The organism is uncultured Allobosea sp. (assembly GCF_945956895.1).
GTDB lineage: Bacteria > Pseudomonadota > Alphaproteobacteria > Rhizobiales > Beijerinckiaceae > Allobosea.
The window spans coordinates 1-21,165 of the sequence record NZ_CAMFJF010000052.1 but is presented as its reverse complement, the minus strand read 5'-3'; the positions used below and the strand labels follow the sequence as shown (position 1 = coordinate 21,165).

Here is a 21,165-nt window from a genome sequence, read left to right as displayed (position 1 = left end):
CTTCGGAACAGCTCCTTGTTTCCGCTGACGGCCTTGCTCTTGCTGGCGGGCGCCGTGGTGGTCCTTGCGGGCGGTCGAACGATTGCCCCTGTTTCATCGGCGCTCACGCATATTGCGCACCAGTCTTCGTCGCAGGGCGGCGGGAATGCCGACCCGTCGGCAACATTCACCCGTGGCAACATTAGCATGGATCAGGAGCACGTCGCCGACATGGCGAACGGACTGCCCTGTGACGTAGCCTGCCTTGTCAACTCCTCAGGCTGCGTTGCCCCTCCACCGATCTCCCGCGATGGTTTCCTGCAAAGGGCAGCAGGTGCGGTCTGCCTCCATCCCGGAAATGACCTGATGCTGGACGGCGTCATCCCTGACGCACGGCTCAAACCGCCCCAACCCATCGCGTGACCCTCCCGAAACCCTGGTTCCCAGTGCATCCGAGGCGATGCCTCCTGTGTCGGGATTCAGGACCCTCTTCAATTGCACTTCGGAAGGACAACGCGATGTCCGCACGCACAACCCAGATTACACTTGCCCTCGTGATATCCCTCGGCGCCGCCAGCGCCCGGGCCGGCACGATCTTCGTCGCCAACGAAAACGGGCAGAGCGTCTCCATCATCGACACCCGGACCTCCAGAACCACCACGGTGGCGATCCCGATCTCGCCGCACAACGTCGACATCAGCGCGGATGGCCGCCTTCTCCTGGCGACAGGTATCCCCGCGGGCCCGGCCGGTGGCCATGCGTCCCACGGGGCCGCGGCCGGCGGGCAACTCGTTATCATGGACGTGTCGGGCGAGATGCCGGGCGCGCCGCAGGTCGTAACGGTGGGAGGACATCCGGCGCACGTAGTTCCCGACGCCGAGGGACATTTCGCCTACCTGACCGATGCCGAAACCAACTCGGTGGTGGTCATCGATCTCCCAGGACGCAGGGTGGCGGGGCGTATCCCCGTACAGAACTACCCGCACGGCTTGCGCCTTTCGCCGGACGGCAATCTGTTGGCCATCGCCAATATGAAGAGCAACACGGTCTCGTTGGTGGATAGGCGCAACCCGGAAAAGGTCGAGCACGTCCCCGTCGGCTCCCGGCCCGTCCAAGTCGCGTTCGACCGGAGCGGCCGCACTCTCGTGGTTTCGCTCAATGGCGAAGACAAGGTCGCGATCATCGACGTTGCTTCCCGGAAGGTCCTGCGGCGGGCTCCTGTCGGAAACGGGCCCGTGCAGGTCTCCGTCACACCGGACGGCAAGACTGCCCTCGTCGCCAACCAGGGCTCGGCTGCAAAACCGGACAACCGGGTGTCGGTCATCTCGCTCGATGATGGCAGGCTGATCAAGAGCGTGACGGTCGACAAGGGCGCGCACGGCGTCGTCATCGGCCCCGACGGCGGCACAGCCTACGTTACCAACACCTACGCGAACACCATCTCCACGATCAATCTCGGTAGCCTCTCGGCCGGAAAGTCCTATCCCGTCGGCAATGCACCGAACGGCATCGCAGCCCGCTAGGGCGCGGAGCCCGAGGCGAAAGCAGGCCGCGATGCATTCTCGGGAATCTTGCCGCAGACGGATCAATGTCCTTGGCTGCCAGCACCGCTCGGAACCAGGCGAGGTCGTAACCCGGTCGGCGATCAGGCTCCCGGCCGGCGGCAGGGCATCGAGGACAAGCCGAGCGCTCTTATGGTCCGTCGACATGCATCACGACGGCGGCATCTCGCTGGAAGAGGAAGCGCGGAGCGACCTCCTCGCCTGCTCCTCGCGTCGGCGTTCCGATGTCGCCATCGCGTTGTTGCAGGCTCAGACGTCATAGGTGCTCGCCTTCGTGGCGAGCACCTATGGCTCGAACACCGAATGAGCCCGGAAAAATGTGGATGGTCGGGGCTGGCCCGACCATGACGGTTTCGGTGCGCTGCTCTCAAGCCGCCAGCGCTTCTGAGGCTGCCTTTACCTGCCAACCCTGCAACTCCCGCCAGTTCGGTTCCAACTCGGCGAAGCGCGACAGTTTGAAAGTCGAGATGTCGGCGAAACTGCACGCCCCGTCGAGCATGAGATCGCGGATCGCATGGCCGCTAGCCGGAGACAGGCCGAAGCCGACGCTCGACAGCGTCGCGACCACGACATTCGCCTGCGATTCGAGCCGGTCGATCACCGGGCGCCCATCCGGCGTATTCTCGATCACGCCGGCCCAGGAGCGGATGATGCGGGCATGGGCCGCCTTCGGCAGCAATTCCGCAAGGCGCTTGCCAATGTGCAGCATCAGCGGTGTCGTCGGCTTGGCTGGCGTGCCCTGCTCGGCCAGGGCCAGCCATTCATGCGGGCCGCCGCCATAGGCCAGGTTGCCGCGCAAGGTCTGGCGACCATAGAGGCCACACCCGTCGACACCACCGAGCGGCATGAGGGGCAGCGGTTCGGTCACGATCATCTCGCAGCGGGCCGACTGCACGGGAACCTCCTGCCCGAGCATCGCCGAAAGGCGCCCGGTCTGTGGACCAGCCGCCAGGACAAGGCTGTCGCAGCCGATCGAGCCACGATCTGTCTCCACGATGGTCACTCGGCCGCCTTCGCTGCGGAAACCAGTGACGGTGGTGTGCTGCAGGATGCGCCCGCCATGATCCTGCATCGCCCAGGCATAAGCTTGCAGCGTGCGGTGCGGATTGGCATGGCCGCCGAATTTGTAGTGATAGCCGCCGACGATGGTGCCGCCCGCCAAAGGTACCATCTCCTTGGCTTGCTTAACGTCCAACACTTCGGAGGCGAAGCCCTGCCTTTCGGCATTGCGCAGGGCGCGGCCATAGAGCGCCATCTGGTGCTCGCTCGCGGCAAGGCGCACGCGCTCTCCCCTGAACTCGGTCGGGTAGCCGAGCAACTCGTCCATGAGCGGCCAGAGCCGCTGCTCCTCGGCGAAGAGCGGCGAGTGGTGGTGCGAGCAGCCGCCGCCGTTGCGGCCGGAGGCCTCCCAGCCGATCAGGCCCTTTTCCAGCACGAGGACATCGACGCCGTCCCGCGCCAGCCACCAACCGGCCGAGAGGCCCGTGACGCCACCGCCGACGATGACGACAGATGCTCCTTTGATCGCGCTCATGGCTCTCACTCGCTAGCAACGGGGCCGGTCGCGTCGTTGGTCGCGACAGTGTAGCGCGCCGGCACCTCCCAGAACGGGACCCATTGAGCGTGCATGCCGAACCAGGTGTCCCAGTGCTCCGCCTGTTGCGGCGCTTCCGGCACAGGCGCCGTCATCGACAGCGGCATTGGCCGCGTCGGCGCACGGTAGCCGGCAAGCGGGATAGCCGAGAGCGGCTGCGCGGCTCCGAGCGCCAGCAGTGCCGCGATCTGCTCACGGCAGCGGCGCCCCTGGCATGGGCCCATGCCAGCGCGCGTCAGCCGCTTGATCTGATCGGGATTGGGCGGCCCTTCGCCGAGCAGCGTCGACAGCGAGCGGTCGTTGCGGCGCTCGCTCTGCCAGTCAAGATTGCGCGGCGGGCGAACCTCGAGGATCTCCCGCGCCGTCACCTCCTCGCACTGGCAGACATGAAATTCGGTGCGCGCCTCGACGACGCTGGCACGGACCCAGGCCAGCCGGTAGCCAGAGATGTCGTATTCCGGTGATGGTGGCCGTTCAGCCTGATCGTCCGCTGCCGCGGTACCGAGCGCGGCGACGGCGCGCGCAGCTTCCGCCTCGGCGATCGTGCGGTCGCGCGTCTTCGCCGCCCAGATCCCGGCGCAGTCGCCGACCGCATAGACATTCGCGATGCTGGTGCGCTGGCCGGCGTCGAGGGTCGGCGCGTAGCCGCCACGCTCGGGCTGGAATGTAACCTTGCAGCCGGCGGCATCGATGAGGTCGATGACGGGAGTGGCGCCGACTGCGAGCACGATGCCATCGCAGGCGATGCCCCGCTCGTCAGGTACCGGGCGGCCCGTTTCGTCGAGCACCGCGACCAGAGCCGCCTCGACGGATTCGCGCCCAGTGGCCTCGCGCACGACATGGCCGGTCAGAATCTCGGTCCCGCCGTGGCGTAAGCTCAGCAGCAAGGCTGCATCGCCGACGGCCTCGCGCGCCTGCTCGACGATCGCCGCGATCGCGACGCCGGTCTCGCGCAGCGCCAGCGCCGTGGTCAGTGCCTCCGTGCCGGAGCCGAGAACGACGACCCGTCGCGGTCCGAGGGCGCCATATCGCGTCGCGAGATTGAGCGCCGCGGTGGCGCCCATCACGCCCGGCTTCTCCCAACCGGGAAAGCCGAGCCCCATATCGCGCCTGCCGCAGGCGAGGATGACGTGCTTTGCCTCGATCAGGAAGCTGCGCTCTTCGTCGGCAAGCCCAGCGACCAGCCCCGGCATCCAGCCCAGCGCAGTGCCGTTGGCGTAGAGCCCCCAGCAGGCCGTGCCGAGGCGGACATCGATACCGGTCTCGAAGGCCTCCTCGATCCGCGGTTCGGAGGCAACGAACGCCTCGGTCATGGCGTTGCGGTTACGGGCATTGGCGGCCATGCCCTGCCCGAAATGCAGCGGCACGTCGTCGCCCATCGTCCTGATGGGAACCGGGTTCTCGTCAACCAGGAGGACGCCGAATCCGCGTGCCGCGGCCCCGATCGCAGCCTCGAGCCCGGCTGCACCGGCGCCGATAATCAGGACGTCGACTTTCTCGTCGATGATCAGCGGCTTGCCAGTGACGGATTTCGGATCTGAGGCCGGAATGTTCATGGGGCTCCCTCTCGAATGACGGCAGGCATTCCTGGGCTGGCGGACCGCATTGGCTGGCCGTTTTGCGACATGTCGCGTCAGAGCACTTGGTCAAGGAAGGCACGGGTGCGCGCTTCGCGCGGCGCGCCGAAGAACTCGGCGGGGGGCGCATGCTCGACGATCACGCCGCCATCGGTGAAATAGACGTGATCCGCAACCTCACGGGCGAAGCCCATCTCATGGGTGACGAGGATGCAGGTCATGCCTTCGGCGGCGAGGTCGCGGATGGCGACGAGCACCTCCTTCTTGGTCTCGGGGTCGAGCGCGGCCGTGACCTCGTCGAACAGCATCACCTTGGGGTTCATCGCCAGCGAGCGGGCGATCGCGACACGCTGCTGCTGCCCGCCCGAGAGCTCGCCCGGATAGGCGTCATGCTTGTGCGACAGGCCGACCTTGGCGAGCAGGCGCTTGGCCCGCTCCTCGACTTCGGCCCGGTCCTGCTTCAGCACGTGGATCGGTGCCATCATCACGTTCTGCAGCGCCGTCTTGTGCGGAAACAGATTGTATTGCTGGAAGACGATACCGACGTCCCGGCGCAGCGCGAGCTTGTCGAGCGCGGGGTCGTTGACCTGCCGACCGGCGACCGTGATCGAGCCCTTGTTGATCGGCACCAGCGCGTTGATACAGCGCAGCAGCGTCGACTTACCTGAGCCGGACGGGCCGATGATGCAGACGGTCTCGCCGCGACGGATGGTAAGGCTGACGTCCTTCAGGACCGCAAAGGCGCCGAAGGCTTTCTCAACGCCGGCGATGACGACGACGGGCTCGCCGAGTTCATGCTTGGCGACCATGGTCATCCCTTCACGTTGAAGCGGCGTTCGAGCGCTATGGTGAGGCGCGCGATCGGGTAGCAATAGGCGAAGAACATCAGCAGGAGCAGCAGGTACATCGGCAGCATCAATTCCGGCCGGCTCTCCGCGACGAGGGCAGCGCGGGTCACCGTCAGCCCGTCCTGGATGCCGACCACCGAGATCAACGTCGTTGCCATGGTCAGGATGGCATAGAGGTTCATCCAGGGGGGGATCATCCGCTTGAAGGCCTGCGGCAGGATGATCATCCACATCGTCTGGCGGCGGGTGAAGGCGAGAGACTCCGCCGATTCCCACTGGCCCGAGGGGATCGAGCGGATGCCGCCACGCACGATCTCGGAGACGTTCGCCGCGACCGGAAGCGCCAGCCCGATGATCGCCTTGATCCAGGCCGGGAAGGCGATGGTGACCGGGCCGAGCCTGATCTCGAAGGGCAGCAGGAACATCGCGTAGAACAGCAGGACGAGCCAGGGCGCGTTGCGGAAGAACTGCGTCGCTGCCCAGGCCGGCCTCCGCAGGGCCGCGGATGGCGAGACCTGGCCGATGCCGAACAGCACGCCGACCGCCGTGCCCAGCGCCATCGAGAGGAAGCTGATCAGCAGATTGAACAGGAAACCCTGGAAGATCAGCGGCGCCCAGCGCCACAGGATCGCCATAGCGCCGTCGCGTGCGGCCGGTCCGATCGCCTGCGCTACGGCCAGGGATGCGGCAAAGGTGACGACAATGCTGGCGATTAGACCGGCGCTCAACAGGACAGGCGCGGCTAGACCGCTCGGCGGGATCGGCGTCACGCGGAAGGGCTTGAGAACCGAGAGGTCGGTGGTACCGGTCTTCATGGCATGTAGCCCGGAATGCGCATGGCCTTCTCCCAGCGATGCATCACCCAGACCAGCACGGCGACGAGCAGGACATAGGTCACCAGCAGCACGTTCATCATCTCGCGGACGTTGAACATCTCCGACCAGATCTGTGAGGCCGCGTAGAGCAGCTCAGGCACGCCGATCGCGTAGGCGAGCGTGGTGGTCTTCACGAGGTTGACGAGGTTGTTGTTCAGCGCCGGCAGGCAGATGCGGAAGGCGAGAGGCAGCACGATCTGACGCCAGAGCTGGAACCGCGTGTAGCCAAGGGATTCAGCTGCCTCGACCATCGTCTCGGGAACTGCCTCGATGCCAGCGCGAAATATTTCGACATTGAAGGCCCCGGCGAAGAGCGAGAAGGCGATGATTGCCCAGCCCGTGCCGCTGACCAGCGGAGATTGCCCGCCGAAGCCGTCCGACACAGTCGGCAGCAGACCGCCGACGGCAAAGTAGAAGAAGGAGAGCTGCACCAGCGGAGGCGTATTGCGGAAGAACTGGACGTAGATCCGCACGAGGAGCCGGCCGAGCCGCGAGCCACTGCCGGCAACCCAGACCCCGAGGAGCCCGATCGCGAGCGAAGCCAGGATTGAGACGATGCAGATATAGGTCGTCGTCCACAGTCCCGTCAGGAAGCGCGAGCGGTCGAAAGCGTCGTAGAAGATCGAGAAATTGAGCCCCTGCGTATCGTTCAGGCGCTCGAAGAAGGCTGCGATCATAGTCTCATCGGTTCGTCGCTGGCCACACCGTCATCCCGGGCGACCGAAGGGAGACCCCGGGGTCCATACCGGAGCGCGAACGAAGGAGGTTCGGGTATGGACCCGGAATCTTCGCTGCGCTCCGTCCGGAATGAAGGCGCGCGTGGAACCAGCGCGTCTCGCCTATGAGCCGCTCTTCAGCTTCTTGTTGGTCTCGATCAGGTAGGGACTCTGCTTGATGCCCCATTTGGTCTCAAGCGCCAGCAGCTTGCCGCCCTTGTGCCATTCGACCGACATATCCTTGAGCAGCTTGCCGAAAGCGCCGTCGAGATCGTCCAGCCGCACGCCGACCGCCCAGAGCTGCGGGTCCTCCGACGTCAGCGGCATCTCATAGTTCGCCCATTTCGGGTCGCCGCCCGCGAGCGTCGAGACGATCAACGTGTCATCGAAGAGGAAGGCGACGCAGTTATTGCCCTGCAGTGCGTTCAGGCCGTCCGGCACCGAGGGGAACACCACCAGCTCGGGCGAATATACCTGCGAGACGCGGCGATTGTAGTAGGCGCCCTGTACGGCGCAGACCTTACGGCCCTTCAGGTCTTCCCATTTCTTGAGGCCCGCGCTCTTCGGAGCAAGCACGTTGGTAGCGCCGGCATAGTAATTCGGCTCGATCATGCCGATCTGCTTGCGCCTGTCGGGCGTATCGCCCAGCGTCGCCAGGATCATGTCGATCCGGCCCTGACGCAGGAACTCGATGCGGTTGGCGGCGATCACAGGAACCATCTCGATCTTGACGCCGAGCTTGGCTGCCACTTCTTGCGCGAGATCGATCTCGAGGCCGACGATCTTGCCCGACGGATCGAGGAAGCCCCAAGGCTTGTAGTCGTTCTTGACGCCGACTGTGAGGACGCCCTTCTCCTTGATCTTAGCCAGGGTATCCTGCGCAACGGCGGGGGCGGCGGCGAGCGTGGCGGCGAATGCCAGCGCGAGAGCGGTGAATTTGTTCATCGGTCGCGATCCCCTGTATTTTTGTTTGAGGCCCTAGACTTCCGGGGTATCGGCCTGTGGAATTGATCCCATGCGACGCGTTTTTGACGTTTAGCGTCGAGCGATCGGGTGTTGTGTAAGCCGCTCCGATCTTGGGGGATGGCCGAAGCGCCCGCTATAGCTGCGGGAGAAATGACTGGCGCTAGCGAAGCCGCAGGCAAGCGCAATTTCCAATATGGAAAGGCTGGTCTGCCGCAGCAGGTCGCGCGCTCGGTCGAGGCGCAAAATCAGATAATGTTCGCCGAGCGACCGCCCGAGATGTTGGCGAAACAGGCGTTCGAGCTGTCGCAGCGAGACGTTGGCGAGCCGGGCCAGGTTCTCGCGCGCCTCGGGTTGCTCGATGGTCTGTTCCATGCGGCCAATGACGCGCAGCAGCGGCGCGTGCGCGATGCCCAGCCTCTCGCGCAATGGCATGCGCTGCGGGCCTGTACCTTCCCGGACATGGGTCTGCAGGAACCACTCGCTGACGGCCAGCGCGAGATCGCTGCCATGCTCGCGCGCGATCACGGCATGCAGCATGTCGAGCGGGGCCGTGCCGCCGCTGCAGGTCAAGCGATCGCGGTCGATCTCGTAGAGCGAGCGGCGCAGGTCGAGGTCCGGATATTCCTCCAGGAAGGCCGGTGCATGCTCCCAATGAATCGTGAAGCGATAGCCGGTCAGCACATTGGCGCGTGCCAGCAGATAAGGTCCGCCCGAAACACCGCCGATCCGCACGCCGCGCCGGGCGAGCTGGCGCAGCCAGGCAAAGGTAGGCTGATGGTGGAACAACGCGGGATTGCCGCCCGCACAAACAATGAGGTAGTCGAGCCGCAAATCGCCGCCGACGCTCGCGTCGGCGGCGATGGCGACGCCGTTCGAGGCAGAGGCCGGCGCTCCGTCGATCGAAACGTGGCTCCAGCGATAGAGCGACCGGCCGGAAAGCCTATTGGCCGCGCGCAGAGGCTCAATCGCTGAGGCGTAAGCCAGCAGCGCGAAATCCGGGATCAGCAGGAAGCCGACATGGGCCGGCGTGCTGTCGTCGCGGACAGGCAATCGCATGTCGCTATTGAGCATGTCGCGGAGCCTATGTCGGTCAATCTCGGATGACAAGCCCGTCCGGATCGTTCGATGCGCTATTCAGTCTTCTCGCTGCTCGCTCAGGCCCTGCAAGGACACAAGGGCTGGACGCCGGCCTGGCGTGATCCCGCGCCGAAGCCGGAATACGACGTCATCATCATCGGCGGCGGCGGGCATGGCCTGGCCACGGCGCATTACCTCGCCAGCCGGCACGACATCACCAATGTCGCGGTGCTGGAGAAGGGCTATCTCGGCTCCGGCAATGTCGGGCGCAACACCACGATCATCCGGTCGAACTACCTCCTGCCCGGCAACACCCCCTTCTACGAACTCTCGATGAAGCTTTGGGAAGGGCTAGAGGAAGACCTGAACTACAACGCCATGGTTAGCCAGCGCGGCGTGATCAATCTCTACCATTCCGATGCGCAGCGCGACGCCTTCGCCCGGCGCGGCAATGCGATGCGGCTCGCCGGGGTCGATGCCGAGCTGCTCGGCCGCGAACAGATCCGGGCGATGCTGCCCTATCTCGATCACGACAATGCCCGCTTCCCGATCCATGGCGGCCTGCTGCAGCGCCGCGGCGGCTCGGCCCGGCACGACGCCGTCGCCTGGGGCTATGCACGCGCTGCCGACAGCCGCGGCGTCGACATGATCCAGAACTGCGAGGTCACCGGCATCACCGTGGCCGGCGGGCGGGCAGTTGGCGTCGAAACCTCCCGCGGGCCGATCCGCGCCAAGAAGATCGCCATGGCGGTGGCCGGCAATTCATCGCGGGTGGCGGCGATGGTCGGCTTGCGGCTGCCGATCGAAAGCCACGTGCTCCAGGCGTTTGTGTCAGAGGGCCTCAAGCCCGTGATCGACACCGTCGTCACCTTCGGCGCAGGGCATTTCTACATCAGCCAGTCGGACAAGGGCGGGCTCGTCTTCGGCGGCGACATCGACGGCTACAACTCCTACGCCCAACGCGGGAACCTGCCCGTGATCGAGGATGTGATGGAATCGGCGATGGCGCTGTGGCCGGGCCTCGGACGGGTGCGCATGCTGCGTCACTGGGGAGGTGTCATGGACATGTCGATGGACGGATCCCCGATCATCGATTTCACGCCGATCGACGGGCTCTATCTCAATTCCGGCTGGTGCTACGGCGGCTTCAAGGCGACGCCTGCTTCGGGCTTCTGCTTTGCCCATCTGATCGCGACGGGGCAGCCGCATCCGGTCGCGACCGCCTATCGGCTCGATCGGTTCGCCACGGGGCGCCTGATTGACGAGAAGGGCGCCGGCGCCCAGCCCAACCTGCACTGACCGCGCGCTGCCGAGGATCTTCCAATGCGCATTAACTGCCCCCATTGCGGCGCGCGCGACGCCCAGGAATTCACCTATCTCGGCGCTGCCGATCCGCAACGTCCGGACGGACTCGCGGCGACCGAGGCGGCGATGACCGATTATGTCTATATGCGCGACAACCCGGCCGGACCGCATCGCGAACTCTGGTATCACGGCGCCGGCTGCCATTCCTGGCTTATCGTGACCCGCGACACCCGCACCCATGCGATCGCGCTGGTCGAGCCGGCAAAGACGCGCAAGGCAGGAGCGGCGGCATGAGCGGGCAATCTTTCCGCCTTGCTTCCGGCGGCCTGATCGATCGTACCCGGGCGCTGGCCTTCCGTTTCGACGGCAAGTCGTATGAGGGCCATGCCGGCGATACGTTGGCTTCGGCGCTGCTCGCCAACGGCGTGCGGCTCGTTGGCCGCTCCTTCAAGTATCACCGGCCGCGCGGCATTCTATCGGCCGGCCCGGAAGAGCCGAACGCGCTCGTCGAATTGCGTACCGGCGCCCGCCGCGAGCCGAATACCCGCGCGACCGTTGTCGAGCTGTTCGACGGGCTCGAGGCCGCCAGCCAGAACCGCTGGCCCTCGCTTGCCTTCGACCTGCTCTCGCTCAACGGGCTGGTCTCGCCGGCCCTCGTCGCCGGCTTCTACTACAAGACCTTCATGTGGCCGGCGGCTTTTTGGGAGAAGCTCTACGAGCCGCTGATCCGCAGGGCGGCAGGCTTGGGCCGGGCGGCCGGTGCCGAGGATCCCGACCACTATGAGAAGGCCTTCGCCTTCTGCGACCTGCTGGTTGTTGGCGGTGGTCCTGCGGGCCTTGCGGCGGCGCTGGCGGCTGGCCGCAGCGGCACCCGCGTGATCCTGTGCGACGAGGACTTCCGCCTGGGCGGGCGCCTGCTCGCCGAGAAGCGCGAAATCGACGGCAAGCCGGCGGCCGAGTGGCTAGCCGCGACGCTGGCCGAGCTCGAAAGCATTCCCGAGGTGCGGATCATGCCCCGAACGACAGTGTTCGGGCTTTATGACCATGGCATCTATGGAGCGGTCGAGCGCGTGGGCGACCACCTTCCGGAGCCAGCGCCCTATCAGCCGCGCCAGCGCGGCTGGCGCATCCATGCCAGGCGCGCGATCCTGGCCGCGGGCGCACTGGAGCGGCCGATCGTCTTCCCCGGCAACGACACCCCCGGCGTCATGCTCGCCGGAGCGGCACGCGCCTACGTCAATCGCTACGGCGTTCTGCCGGGCCGCGAGGCGGTGCTGTTCACAGCCGGCGATGATGGCTGGGCGACGGCGCATGCCATCACCGCCGCGGGCGGCAAGGTCGCGGCGATCGTCGATACCCGCAAGGATGCCGACCCGGCGCGCAAGGCTCTCGCCGAGCAGCTCGGTGCGCGGCTGTTCGCAGGCGGCGTGATCGCGCACGCGCGCGGTGGCCGCCAGCTCGACGGCGTCACCATCCGCGACGCCTCCGGCGCGACCACCGCGCTCGCGTGCGACCTGCTGGCGGTCTCCAACGGCTGGAACCCGACCCTGCACCTGACCTCGCACCAGAATGGCAAGCCTGCCTGGGACGAGACCCTGCAATGCTTCGTACCCGGCACCTTGCCGGCGGGGCTCACGGTGGCGGGCAGCGCGGCCGGGCGCTTCACCCTGGCTCAGGCGCTGGACGATGGCGCACGGCTTGGCCGCGAGGCTGCTGTCGATGCAGGCTTGATCCCTGCGGGCGCAGGCCCCGTGCCGGCGACCGATCCCGAGACGACCGCGCTGACGCCGGTCTGGCGGGTTAAGGGTGCGAAGGGCAAGGCCTTCGTCGATTACCAGAACGACGTCACCGACAAGGATGTCGAGCTCGCGGCGCGCGAGGGCTTCCGGCCGGTCGAGCATCTCAAGCGTTACACCACGCTCGGCATGGCGACCGACCAGGGCAAGACGTCGAATCTCGGCGGCCTCGCCATCATGGCCGAGCAGACGGGCAGGACGATCCCGCAGACGGGAACGACGACGTTCCGGCCGCCCTATACGCCGGTCGCGATCGGCGCGCTTGCCGGGCATCACCGCGGCAAGGATTTCAGGCCGACCCGTCTCGCGCCGACCCATGACTGGTCGCGTGAGCAAGGCGCCGTCTTCATCGAGGCCGGCCAATGGCTGCGGGCGCAATACTATCCGAAGCCTGGTGAGAACGACTGGCTGACGACGGTCAACCGCGAGGTCCTGGCGGTGCGAGCCGGCGTCGGCATCTGCGATGTCTCGACGCTGGGCAAGATCGACATCCAGGGCACCGACGCGGCCGAGTTTCTGGAGCGCGTCTACATCAACGGCTGGAAGGCCTTGCCGGTCGGCAAGGCGCGCTACGGCCTGATGTTGCGCGAGGACGGCTTCGTCATGGATGACGGTACGACCTCCCGCCTCGGCGAGCGGCATTTCCTGATGACCACCACCACCGCCAATGCCGGCAAGGTGATGCAGCATCTCGAATTCTGTCATCAGGTGCTGTGGCCGGATCTCGATATCCAGATGGTGTCGGTCTCCGAACAATGGGCGCAGGTCGCCGTGGCCGGCCCGAAGGCGCGCGAAACCCTGCGCGGTGTCGTCGATTCCACGCACGACATCTCCAACGAAGCCTTCCCCTACCTGGCCGCGCGGGCCATCACCGTGGGCGGCGGCATTCCGGCGCGGCTGTTCCGGATCTCCTTCTCGGGCGAGCTAGCCTATGAATTGGCGGTTCCCGCCGACTATGGCGATGCGATGATGCGCGCGCTGACCCGGGCGGGCGAGCCCTTCGGCATCACGCCCTACGGTACCGAAGCGCTGGGCGTGATGCGTATCGAGAAGGGCCATGTCGCCGGCAATGAGCTCAACGGTCAGACCACGGCCCGCGATCTCGGACTCGGCAAGATGATGTCGACCAAGAAGGATTTCATCGGCCGCCTGATGGTCGGCCGGCAGGCCCTGATCGAGAAGGACCGGCCCTCCTTCGTAGGCTTCAGGCCGATCGACTCGGCGCAGCGCCTGCGGGCCGGAGCGCATTTCATCGGCATCGGCAAAGCGGCGGTGATGGAGAACGACGAGGGCTACATGACCTCCGTCGCCTATTCCCCGCATCTGAAGCACTGGATGGGGCTCGGCCTGATCCGAAACGGCGCCGGCCGTATCGGCGAGCGCGTGCGCGCCTATGACCCCGTCCGCAACGGCGACGTCGTCGTCGAGATCTGCTCGCCCGTCTTCGTCGATCCCGAAGGAACTCATCTCCATGGCTGAGACCGCGACCTCTTGGGATCCGCGCGGCGCCTGGGCCGGGATCGCGCAACCTGGCTCCTTCGGCGCGAAGGGCGAGGCTGGTGTCTTCGCCATTATGCTGGAGGGCTTCGGCCTGGCGAGCGTGATCGCGGAACCGGATACCACAGCGGCGCTGTCGCAGACCGTCGAGGCGCTACTCGGCCTCACGCTGCCGCCGACGCCGCGGATCGCCCGGGGCCCGGCGCATGACATCGTGTGGGCCGGCCCGGATCAGTGGCTGCTGCGGACCGCCTCGCGCAATGGCTTCACTGGGCTTCTCAGCGAGCTCTCGGCACACGCCGCCGTCAGTGAGCAGAGCGATGCGCGCGCAGCGCTCAGGCTCTCGGGGCCGCGGGCTCGCGACGTCCTGGCGAAGGGCGTGATGCTCGATCTCCATCCCACGGCCTTTGCCATCGGCGATGTCGCACTGACCAATGTCGCCTATGTCGGCGCCCATCTGTGGCGGCTCGACGACGCGGCTGACGGGCCGGTGTTCGAGATCTTGCTCCCCCGCAGCATGGCGGGGAGCTTTTGGTCCTGGTTTGTCGCCTCGGCGCGCGAGTTCGGTTGTCGCGTGGCATCGGGCCGAGGTTGAGCCCGTCTGTCAGACGGAACTGGCTTGGTCTCGGGTTCGCTGCCATGCGGATGACCACTCTATGCGGAATCGATGTCGCTCCGGTCTCGTTGGCTCGCGCTGCTGACACCGATGTGCTTCTGATCGAGAGGCTCGATCGAATGCACGTGGAGAATGGTTGGCACCGCAGGGCGGGGGGATCCGCCCTCACATTGTTCGGCCTCGACGAGATGATGCCACGGCATGCGAGCTATCAGGACTTCTCGGAGACCATCCGACCTTAAACGGCCTGATCAAATATGCGGCCATGCGTATCCGCGGCCGCGTGAGTGAACGCTTGGTCCGCAAGCTTCGGCTCAGCGTCTTGCGTCGCTCAGGCGCGAGCGCCGAACAGCGGGCGCATCTTTCGGCGGTGGTGGTCCAGGAAGTCGAACCGATCGGGTATTTCGGCGGCAGCCTTGCCATTGTTCGTGTCATCCGGGGTGGGACCCTGCTGACCAGTATCCTGTTCCTGGTGCTGCAGAACCCGGCATTGGCTTTGGCGGCACTGCTAATGTTGCCACTGCAGCTTACGCTTTTGCCGGGCTTGCAGAGGCAGCTCAATGCGAAGGTGCGCGACAGAGTCCGTTCGACCCGCAAGCTCGGTGGTCTCATGGTAGCAGATGGCTCAGTTTCCGGCTCTCGTAGCTCACATGCGACAACCGCTCGGCCTGACTTATCAATCCTGCGCTACCAGATGCGAACGACCGCAAGTCTGGAAACGATCCGGGTCGAGATCAAAGACCTGAAAGGCAGGATCAAGGGCCTGTACAATTACACGTCCAACCTGACGCCCTTCTTTTTCTTCACGATCGGAGGTTATCTCGTCGTGAGAGGGCAGTTATCGCTGCTCTTGCCGCCTATCGCGAGATCTCGCCGGCGCTGCGGGAGTTGTTCGATTTCATGCAGAACTGGTCGGACGCCAAAGCCCGTTTCAGCGAAGTCACCCGAGTCATGGGCCAAGTTCGAGCCGTTCCGGCGACGATCGACGCTTCTCCAATCGCGCGTCGCCGCGAGCAGATGGCGAGTTGAGTACGGCTAGCATGCCGCAATCGCTATCCGATCAAAACTCGTTCTGGCGTGATCAAAGAACGAGGTACGAGAAGATCTAGGCCGTGCGCGAGACGAATGGCTCACTTGAGCTCCCTTCCGCAACAGCAAAAGCATTCCGGATAGCATAAAGCTCGGCGACAAACGCTGAGACGAGGCGGGAGTTCGCGCTGCCGGGCGGTTTCAAGAGCAAGGCACGGAAATGCACCGCTGGCTTGAAGGGGCGGACAGCAATGCCCTGAATCATCCTGTCGGCGATGATGAACGGGTTGACGAGGCCCACGCCGAGGCCTTGTGAAGCCAGAATGGCGATGGTCACGCCATAGGGTGTTTCCACCAGAGTGCGGGGCTGGACACCATGTTCCGTAAAGATTTTATCCATGGCTAGCCGCACTGTGTCCTCTGGCGCGAGCGCCAGAAAGCCCTCGTCGTTCAGATCCGCCGGTGTGACCACGTCCCGGCTCGCCAGCGGATGTCCCTGCGGCATGACGCAGACCGCGCGAGGCGTGGTGAACACGCTGTGCAGGACACCGTCGGTGTCGATCTCGTCGGCTGCCAAGCCGATGTCGAAGCTGCCGGATGCCACCAGGTCGCGGACGACATTGGACGTGCGGACCTGATAGCTGATCCGCACCTGCGGGTGCTTGCGCGAGAACGCCGTGATTGCCCGCGGGACCAGGCCATGTCCAAGAGCGGACAGGCTGGCAACCCGAATAGTCCCGGCGCCCACCTCCTTGATCTGAGCAGCCCGTAGTTTGAGCCGATCAAGACCGACCAGATTGGCCTTCACCTCGGCGTGGAAGAGCAGGGCTTCCCGGGTCGGGACCAGGCGGCCGCGAATCCGGTCGAACAGGCTGAACCCGAGCTCGGACTCAAGCTTCGCAAGCGAGCGGCTGATGGCCGGCTGCGACGCGCTGAGCAGGGCAGCCGCTGCTCCGGCGCCGCCGCTGATCATGATTGCATGAAAGACGTCGATGTCGCGCAGGTTCATGGGGTAGCCATATCAAGAATGGATCGACTCTATCGATGCGGTCATAGATGGCAATGAGTGCGCGAGCTAGCGTCTGCCCATGACGACATCCGACGATACCTCGCATATTCACCCGCCCGAGCGTTCGCGGCAGCCGTTCCAGGCGGTTGCCATGCCGGTGGAGCGCGCTTCGACGATCGTTTTCGACGATCTGGAGGCATTCGAGAAGCGAGCAGACCGCGTCTATGACGGCTTCAGTTATGGGCTTTATGGAACGCCGACGAGCCGGCTCCTCGAAGACCATATCGCCCAGCTCGAAGGGGCATCGCGGGCGATCGTCGTGCCGTCCGGCATGGCGGCGCTGACGCTGGCGACGATGGCGGTGTGCCGCAGCGGCGACCGCATCCTGATGCCCGAGACGCTCTATGGCCCGGCGCGGGACATGATCCTGCGCCTCCTGGGGCCGCTCGGCATTGCGGCGCAATCCTACGATCCGCGGCTCGATGCCGGGATCGCAGCGCTTCTCGACGAGCGGACGCGGCTGGTCTGGGTGGAATCGCCGGGTTCCGCGACCTTCGAGGTCCAGGACGTGCCTGCGATCGTCGCGGCGGCCCACAAGGTCGAGGCGCTGGTCGCCGCCGACAACACCTGGGCCTCTCATCTCCTGTTCAAGCCGCTGGCCTATGGCGTCGACATCAGCATGCAGGCCTTGTCGAAGCATGCCAGCGGCCATGGCGATCTGCTGATGGGTTCGCTCGCCGTGCGGGACGAAGGCCTGTTCCGGCGTCTGAAGGATACCGCGCGCTTCCTCGGCTATGGTGTCTCGCCGGAGGATTGCGCGTTGTGCGAGCGCGGCTTGATGACCATGCCGGTCCGCATGCGCCATGCCGCCGCGACCGCGGCCGAGATCCTGGCCTGGCTGTCACGGCGCCCTGAGATCGTTCGGATCCTGCATCCGGCCATGCCGGACCATCCTGGCCATGCTGTGTGGAAGCGGGATTTTTCGGGCGCGGCCGCGGTGTTCTCGGTCGTGCTTCGGCCCGAGCTCGCGCCCTTGCAGAACGAGGTTCTGCGGCGGATGCGCCTGTTCAGGCTCGGTGCGAGCTGGGGCGGCGTTCATTCGCTGATCGCCGTCAATGATCCGCGGAAAGGTCGGACCAGCCTCGACTGGCTACCGTCAGGGCCGGTCTGGCGATTGTCGATCGGCTTGGAAGCACTCGACGACCTGATCGACGATCTGGAGCAGGCCTTCGTCCCGTTTGCCGAATTCGCGACGGCGTCGAAGGCGGTGGGCCGTACCGCGGCGGAATAACTGCACCAAACTCACAAAACAGGGGAATGGAGACAGCCATGACAGGATTGAAATTGCTTTTTGGCGCGGCGCTTGCCGCCGCCGGCCTGACGGCGGGTATCGGCGATGCGAGCGCGCAAAGCGTCGTGAACAAGATCAAGCAGCGCGGCTATGTCAGCTGCGGTGCGAGCCAGGGCGTGCCCGGCCTCTCCCGGCCCGACGAGAATGGCTACTATCGCGGCTTCGATTCCGACATCTGCCGGACCTTCGCGGCTGCCATCCTCGGCGACAAGGACAAGATCCGTTTCGTCCCGCTCAATGCCGGTCAGCGGTTCCCGGCGCTGCAGACCGGCGAGATCGACGTCCTGTCGCGGACCTCGACCATCACCCTATCGCGCGACACGGTGGTCCGCTTTGTCTGGATCACGCTCTACGACACCGACGGCCTGCTCGTGCGCAAAGCCGACAAGATCACCGATCCCAAGCAGCTCGCCGGCAAGACGGTATGCTTGCAGGGCGGCGGCAGCCTGACCGAGAAGGCGATCGAGGAGACCGAGGAAGAGCACGGGATCACGATGAAGAAGGTCTATTTCGACTCGACGATTCAGGCGCGCGATGCCTTCTTCGGCGGCCGCTGCGACACTTACGTGACCGATGGTACGGCCGCCGCCGGCCAACGCGCCTCGGTGGCGAAGAATCCGGACGATTTCGACATCATCAAGGTGGGCCATGCGGCCGAGCCGAACGGCGTCGCAGTCGCACGCGGGGACGACCAGCTCTTCGACATCACGCGCTGGACGATCAATGACCTGCTCTGGGCCGAGCTCCAAGGCATCACCGCCAAGAACATCGACGAGAAACTGAAATCCGGATCGAGCGAGATCAAGCGGGTGCTCGGCCAGGAGGCGGGCTTCGGCAAGGCGCTCGGGCTCGACGACAAGTGGGTCTACAACGTCGTCAAGCAGATGGGGAACTACGCCGAGATCTGGGACGGCAATCTCGGGAAGGGCAGCCCCCTCAAGGTCGATCGCGGCATGAACGCGCTCTGGAAGGATGGCGGCCTGAACTACCCCTACCCTTGGGACTAGCCGCTGCCGGGGGGAGCGTGACCAACGCTCCCCTTATCGATGACCGGGCCGGATAAGGGGAAAGCGGCATGCTCAGCGATGCCAGGACGAGATCGATCGTCATTCAATGCCTGTTGGTGGCCGCCGTCATCGGCGCTGCGGCCCTGCTCGTCACCACGACCTTCACGAACCTGCAGATGCGCGGCATCCCGATCGGGTTCGACTTCCTGACGACGCCGTCCCGGATCGTGATTTCCGAGGCGATCCTCTCCTACAAGTCGCGCGACCCGTATTACTGGGCGATCGTCGTCGGCGTGGCGAACACGATCTTCATCTCCGCGCTCGTCATCGTCTTCTCGTCGGTGCTCGGCCTGATTGCCGGCGTCACCCGGCTGAGCAGCAATCCGCTCGCCGCCGGCACCTGCCGCGTCTGGGTCGAGATCGCCCGCAACTCGCCGCCGATCGTCCTGCTGATCTTCCTCTATTCGCTGTGGTGGAAGGTCCTCCCGCCGGTCACTGAGGCGCTCAATCCGGTTCCCGGCGTCTTCGCCTCGATGCGCGGCGTCATGGTTCCGAGCGTGCATGTCGACATGGGGACGGCGGGCGTCGTGCTGATCCTCGCTGCAGGGCTGCTCGTGCTCGTCGCCCGGATGGCCGGGGCCCTGCGCCGCTTCCGGTCCGCCCTGAGCTGGGCTGCTGCGGCCGTGCTGATGCTCGGCCTCTGGGTCGCCGATGCCGGCTTCTCGGCCGACTGGCCGGTCTTCGCGGGCTCGAATTTCCAGGGCGGGCTTGAGCTGACCCCGGAGCTCAGCACGATCCTGATCGGCCTGACCCTCTACACCACCGGCTTCATCGCCGAGATCGTGCGCGGCGGCGTCCTGTCGGTCGAGCCCGGGCAGTGGGATGCCGGCCGCTCGGTCGGCCTGTCACGCAGCCAAATCCTGCGGCTGATCGTGATCCCGCAAATGCTGCGGGTGATCGTGCCGCCGCTCAACAGCCAGTACATCAACGTCGTCAAGAATTCGACGCTGGCGATCGCCGTCGGCTACCCGGATTTCCTTGCGGTGATGAACACCATCATCAGCAAGTCCAGCCATTCGATCGAAGGCGTCTTCATCATCCTGGGCGTCTACCTCGCCCTGAACCTGACCCTGTCGAGCGCGGCCAATTGGTACAACCGCCGCATCGCCATCGTGGAACGCTGATCCCGTGAAAACGATTTCGCTCCCTCTCTCCGAGGCTCCCGTGCCGGCGCAGGCCTGGTCCGCGCCGCTCCTCGCCTCGCTGCGCAGGACCGCCGGGCTCTTGTTCGGCTCGCCGCTGAATGCCGCCCTGACGCTGGCTTTTGGCGCGATGCTCGCCGTCGCCGTGCCGCCGATGCTGCGCTGGCTCGTGCTCGACGCCGTCCTCTTCAATCCGGACCCCGCCGCCTGCCGCGCCGCATCCGGCGCCTGCTGGAGCTTCATCTACGCCAAATCGGGCCAGCTGCTGTTCGGCATCTATCCGGTCGAGGAGCGCTGGAGGCCCGCTCTGGTCTGCCTCATGATCCTGGCCCTGCTCGGCTGGTCGGTCCGGCCGGCGAGCTGGACGCCACACCTGCTCGGCCTCTGGATCGGGGCGCTCGCGCTGATCGTCTGGCTGATGGGCGGCGGCCTCGGACTCGAAGTGGTTCCGACTTCCGCCTGGGGCGGCTTGCCGGTGACGCTGATCCTCACCGTCGTCGCAATCGGTATCGCCTTCCCGGTGGGGATCCTGCTCGCGCTTGGCCGCCGGTCGACGATGCCGGCAGTCCGGATCGCCGCGGTCATCACGATCGAGTCGGTCCGCGGATTGCCACTGCTCTCGATCCTCTTCGTCGCCTCGATCATGTTGCCGCTGTTCCTGCCAGAGGCGCTGTTGCCCGACAAATTCGTGCGCGCCCTCGTCGCCCTGACGATCTTCGCGGCTGCCTATCTCGCCGAAGTCGTTCGCGGCGGGCTGCAGGCTGTCCCGAAAGGCCAGTACGAGGCCGCGGCCGCGCTTGGCCTGCCGTTCTGGCGCACGCAATATCTGGTCATCCTGCCGCAGGCGATCAGGGTGGTGATCCCGGCTTTGGCCAACACGATCATCGTAATGATCAAGAACACCAGCCTCGTGCTCGTCGTCGGGCTCTTCGATTTGATCAGCTCCGGCAAGGCTGCCTTGGCCGATCCGGCCTGGCCGTCTCCTGCGGCCGAAACCTTCCTCTTCATCGGCGCGATCTTCTTCGCCCTGTCCTTCTCATTCGCCCGCTTTGCCGATTTCCTGGAGCGGCGCGGCCCCGCTGCTCGCTAGGAGACGCCTCCATGACCATGGCAATGGCAGAAACCAAGACGACCGGCTCCCGCCCCGCGGCGCTGAAGC

Annotated in this window: 20 protein-coding genes; 12 read left to right on the top strand and 8 right to left on the bottom strand. The window is 65.6% G+C overall.

From position 1 onward, the window contains the following. Together Q0Q02_RS19070 and Q0Q02_RS19065 are read left to right on the top strand one after the other, a co-directional pair. On the top strand, positions 1-402 hold a 402-nt coding region (locus tag Q0Q02_RS19070), incomplete at its 5' end, for a hypothetical protein (RefSeq protein ID WP_293811757.1). A 95-nt stretch (positions 403-497) separates the two neighbouring features. Further along, positions 498-1,502, top strand: a complete 1,005-nt coding sequence (locus Q0Q02_RS19065; protein WP_293811756.1) for a YncE family protein — start codon at positions 498-500, stop codon at positions 1,500-1,502. A 406-nt stretch (positions 1,503-1,908) separates the two neighbouring features. Here Q0Q02_RS19065 and Q0Q02_RS19060 read toward each other — a convergent pair whose 3' ends face one another. The 7 genes from Q0Q02_RS19060 to Q0Q02_RS19030 all read right to left on the bottom strand — a co-directional run bounded on the left by Q0Q02_RS19060 (position 1,909) and on the right by Q0Q02_RS19030 (position 9,188). Then, positions 1,909-3,075 (bottom strand): FAD-binding oxidoreductase, encoded by a 1,167-nt coding sequence (locus Q0Q02_RS19060; protein WP_293811754.1) that lies wholly within the window; start codon positions 3,073-3,075, stop codon positions 1,909-1,911. A gap of 5 nt (positions 3,076-3,080) precedes the next feature. Next, positions 3,081-4,691 (bottom strand): NAD(P)/FAD-dependent oxidoreductase, encoded by a 1,611-nt coding sequence (locus Q0Q02_RS19055; RefSeq protein ID WP_293811753.1) that lies wholly within the window; start codon positions 4,689-4,691, stop codon positions 3,081-3,083. A gap of 77 nt (positions 4,692-4,768) precedes the next feature. Then, complete coding sequence (locus tag Q0Q02_RS19050; protein WP_293811751.1) at positions 4,769-5,521, bottom strand: amino acid ABC transporter ATP-binding protein; 753 nt, start codon at positions 5,519-5,521, stop codon at positions 4,769-4,771. 2 nt (positions 5,522-5,523) lie between these two features. Continuing rightward, positions 5,524-6,375, bottom strand: coding sequence for an amino acid ABC transporter permease (locus tag Q0Q02_RS19045; RefSeq protein ID WP_293811749.1), 852 nt, complete (start codon positions 6,373-6,375; stop codon positions 5,524-5,526). Then, positions 6,372-7,112, bottom strand: coding sequence for an amino acid ABC transporter permease (locus Q0Q02_RS19040; RefSeq protein ID WP_293811747.1), 741 nt, complete (start codon positions 7,110-7,112; stop codon positions 6,372-6,374). Before Q0Q02_RS19040 ends, Q0Q02_RS19045 begins: the two co-directional genes overlap by 4 nt. Before the next feature lie 162 nt (positions 7,113-7,274). Next, positions 7,275-8,096 carry a transporter substrate-binding domain-containing protein gene (locus Q0Q02_RS19035; protein WP_293811746.1) on the bottom strand — a complete coding sequence of 274 codons (822 nt, stop codon included), beginning with the start codon at positions 8,094-8,096 and terminating at the stop codon, positions 7,275-7,277. A gap of 90 nt (positions 8,097-8,186) precedes the next feature. Continuing rightward, positions 8,187-9,188 carry a GlxA family transcriptional regulator gene (locus Q0Q02_RS19030; protein ID WP_293811744.1) on the bottom strand — a complete coding sequence of 334 codons (1,002 nt, stop codon included), beginning with the start codon at positions 9,186-9,188 and terminating at the stop codon, positions 8,187-8,189. Between the two features lie 54 nt (positions 9,189-9,242). Here Q0Q02_RS19030 and Q0Q02_RS19025 point away from each other — a divergent pair, with 54 nt between their 5' ends. Genes Q0Q02_RS19025 through Q0Q02_RS19000 form a run of 6 tightly spaced genes read left to right on the top strand, consistent with a single transcriptional unit; the run spans position 9,243 to position 15,447 of the window. Then, positions 9,243-10,493, top strand: coding sequence for a sarcosine oxidase subunit beta family protein (locus tag Q0Q02_RS19025; RefSeq protein WP_293811742.1), 1,251 nt, complete (start codon positions 9,243-9,245; stop codon positions 10,491-10,493). A gap of 24 nt (positions 10,494-10,517) precedes the next feature. Continuing rightward, entirely contained in the window at positions 10,518-10,793 is a 276-nt protein-coding gene (locus Q0Q02_RS19020) for a sarcosine oxidase subunit delta (RefSeq protein ID WP_293811740.1), read from the top strand. Then, positions 10,790-13,774, top strand: coding sequence for a sarcosine oxidase subunit alpha family protein (locus Q0Q02_RS19015; protein WP_293811738.1), 2,985 nt, complete (start codon positions 10,790-10,792; stop codon positions 13,772-13,774). Before Q0Q02_RS19020 ends, Q0Q02_RS19015 begins: the two co-directional genes overlap by 4 nt. Continuing rightward, a complete protein-coding gene (locus Q0Q02_RS19010) occupies positions 13,767-14,387 on the top strand; it encodes a sarcosine oxidase subunit gamma (protein WP_293811737.1) in 621 nt (206 codons plus the stop codon). The genes Q0Q02_RS19015 and Q0Q02_RS19010 overlap by 8 nt, the downstream gene beginning before the upstream one ends. Positions 14,388-14,431: 44 nt before the next feature. Next, positions 14,432-14,650, top strand: coding sequence for a HipA domain-containing protein (locus Q0Q02_RS19005; protein ID WP_367275045.1), 219 nt, complete (start codon positions 14,432-14,434; stop codon positions 14,648-14,650). Positions 14,651-14,703: 53 nt separating this feature from the next. Beyond that, the gene (locus Q0Q02_RS19000) at positions 14,704-15,447 is read left to right on the top strand and encodes a hypothetical protein (protein ID WP_293811735.1); all 744 of its coding nucleotides are present in this window, start codon (positions 14,704-14,706) and stop codon (positions 15,445-15,447) included. 66 nt (positions 15,448-15,513) lie between these two features. Here the strand turns inward: Q0Q02_RS19000 and Q0Q02_RS18995 are convergent, their stop codons facing one another. Then, a complete protein-coding gene (locus tag Q0Q02_RS18995) occupies positions 15,514-16,446 on the bottom strand; it encodes a LysR family transcriptional regulator (protein WP_293811734.1) in 933 nt (310 codons plus the stop codon). A gap of 79 nt (positions 16,447-16,525) precedes the next feature. On the opposite strand from Q0Q02_RS18995, the gene Q0Q02_RS18990 reads away from it, so the two are divergent. The 4 genes from Q0Q02_RS18990 (at position 16,526) to Q0Q02_RS18975 (ending at position 21,096) form a co-directional block, all read left to right on the top strand. Then, positions 16,526-17,737: a PLP-dependent aspartate aminotransferase family protein gene (locus Q0Q02_RS18990; RefSeq protein ID WP_293811732.1), complete on the top strand. Its 1,212-nt coding sequence runs from the start codon at positions 16,526-16,528 to the stop codon at positions 17,735-17,737. A 38-nt stretch (positions 17,738-17,775) separates the two neighbouring features. Further along, a complete protein-coding gene (locus Q0Q02_RS18985; protein WP_293811730.1) occupies positions 17,776-18,804 on the top strand; it encodes a transporter substrate-binding domain-containing protein in 1,029 nt (342 codons plus the stop codon). A 68-nt stretch (positions 18,805-18,872) separates the two neighbouring features. Then, positions 18,873-19,988 (top strand): amino acid ABC transporter permease, encoded by a 1,116-nt coding sequence (locus Q0Q02_RS18980; RefSeq protein ID WP_293811728.1) that lies wholly within the window; start codon positions 18,873-18,875, stop codon positions 19,986-19,988. Positions 19,989-19,992: 4 nt separating this feature from the next. After that, entirely contained in the window at positions 19,993-21,096 is a 1,104-nt protein-coding gene (locus tag Q0Q02_RS18975) for an amino acid ABC transporter permease (RefSeq protein WP_293811727.1), read from the top strand. Positions 21,097-21,165 lie beyond the last annotated feature (69 nt).

Bases quoted from the DNA above. Each gene is read 5' to 3' on its own strand.
- Q0Q02_RS19065 (WP_293811756.1), top strand. From the start codon at position 498: ATGTCCGCACGCACAACCCAGATTACACTTGCCCTCGTGATATCCCTC.
- Q0Q02_RS19060 (WP_293811754.1), bottom strand. From the start codon at position 3,075: ATGAGCGCGATCAAAGGAGCATCTGTCGTCATCGTCGGCGGTGGCGTC.
- Q0Q02_RS19055 (WP_293811753.1), bottom strand. From the start codon at position 4,691: ATGAACATTCCGGCCTCAGATCCGAAATCCGTCACTGGCAAGCCGCTG.
- Q0Q02_RS19050 (WP_293811751.1), bottom strand. From the start codon at position 5,521: ATGGTCGCCAAGCATGAACTCGGCGAGCCCGTCGTCGTCATCGCCGGC.
- Q0Q02_RS19045 (WP_293811749.1), bottom strand. From the start codon at position 6,375: ATGAAGACCGGTACCACCGACCTCTCGGTTCTCAAGCCCTTCCGCGTG.
- Q0Q02_RS19040 (WP_293811747.1), bottom strand. From the start codon at position 7,112: ATGATCGCAGCCTTCTTCGAGCGCCTGAACGATACGCAGGGGCTCAAT.
- Q0Q02_RS19035 (WP_293811746.1), bottom strand. From the start codon at position 8,096: ATGAACAAATTCACCGCTCTCGCGCTGGCATTCGCCGCCACGCTCGCC.
- Q0Q02_RS19030 (WP_293811744.1), bottom strand. From the start codon at position 9,188: ATGCTCAATAGCGACATGCGATTGCCTGTCCGCGACGACAGCACGCCG.
- Q0Q02_RS19025 (WP_293811742.1), top strand. From the start codon at position 9,243: ATGCGCTATTCAGTCTTCTCGCTGCTCGCTCAGGCCCTGCAAGGACAC.
- Q0Q02_RS19020 (WP_293811740.1), top strand. From the start codon at position 10,518: ATGCGCATTAACTGCCCCCATTGCGGCGCGCGCGACGCCCAGGAATTC.
- Q0Q02_RS19015 (WP_293811738.1), top strand. From the start codon at position 10,790: ATGAGCGGGCAATCTTTCCGCCTTGCTTCCGGCGGCCTGATCGATCGT.
- Q0Q02_RS19010 (WP_293811737.1), top strand. From the start codon at position 13,767: ATGGCTGAGACCGCGACCTCTTGGGATCCGCGCGGCGCCTGGGCCGGG.
- Q0Q02_RS19005 (WP_367275045.1), top strand. From the start codon at position 14,432: ATGCGGATGACCACTCTATGCGGAATCGATGTCGCTCCGGTCTCGTTG.
- Q0Q02_RS18995 (WP_293811734.1), bottom strand. From the start codon at position 16,446: ATGAACCTGCGCGACATCGACGTCTTTCATGCAATCATGATCAGCGGC.
- Q0Q02_RS18990 (WP_293811732.1), top strand. From the start codon at position 16,526: ATGACGACATCCGACGATACCTCGCATATTCACCCGCCCGAGCGTTCG.
- Q0Q02_RS18985 (WP_293811730.1), top strand. From the start codon at position 17,776: ATGACAGGATTGAAATTGCTTTTTGGCGCGGCGCTTGCCGCCGCCGGC.
- Q0Q02_RS18980 (WP_293811728.1), top strand. From the start codon at position 18,873: ATGCTCAGCGATGCCAGGACGAGATCGATCGTCATTCAATGCCTGTTG.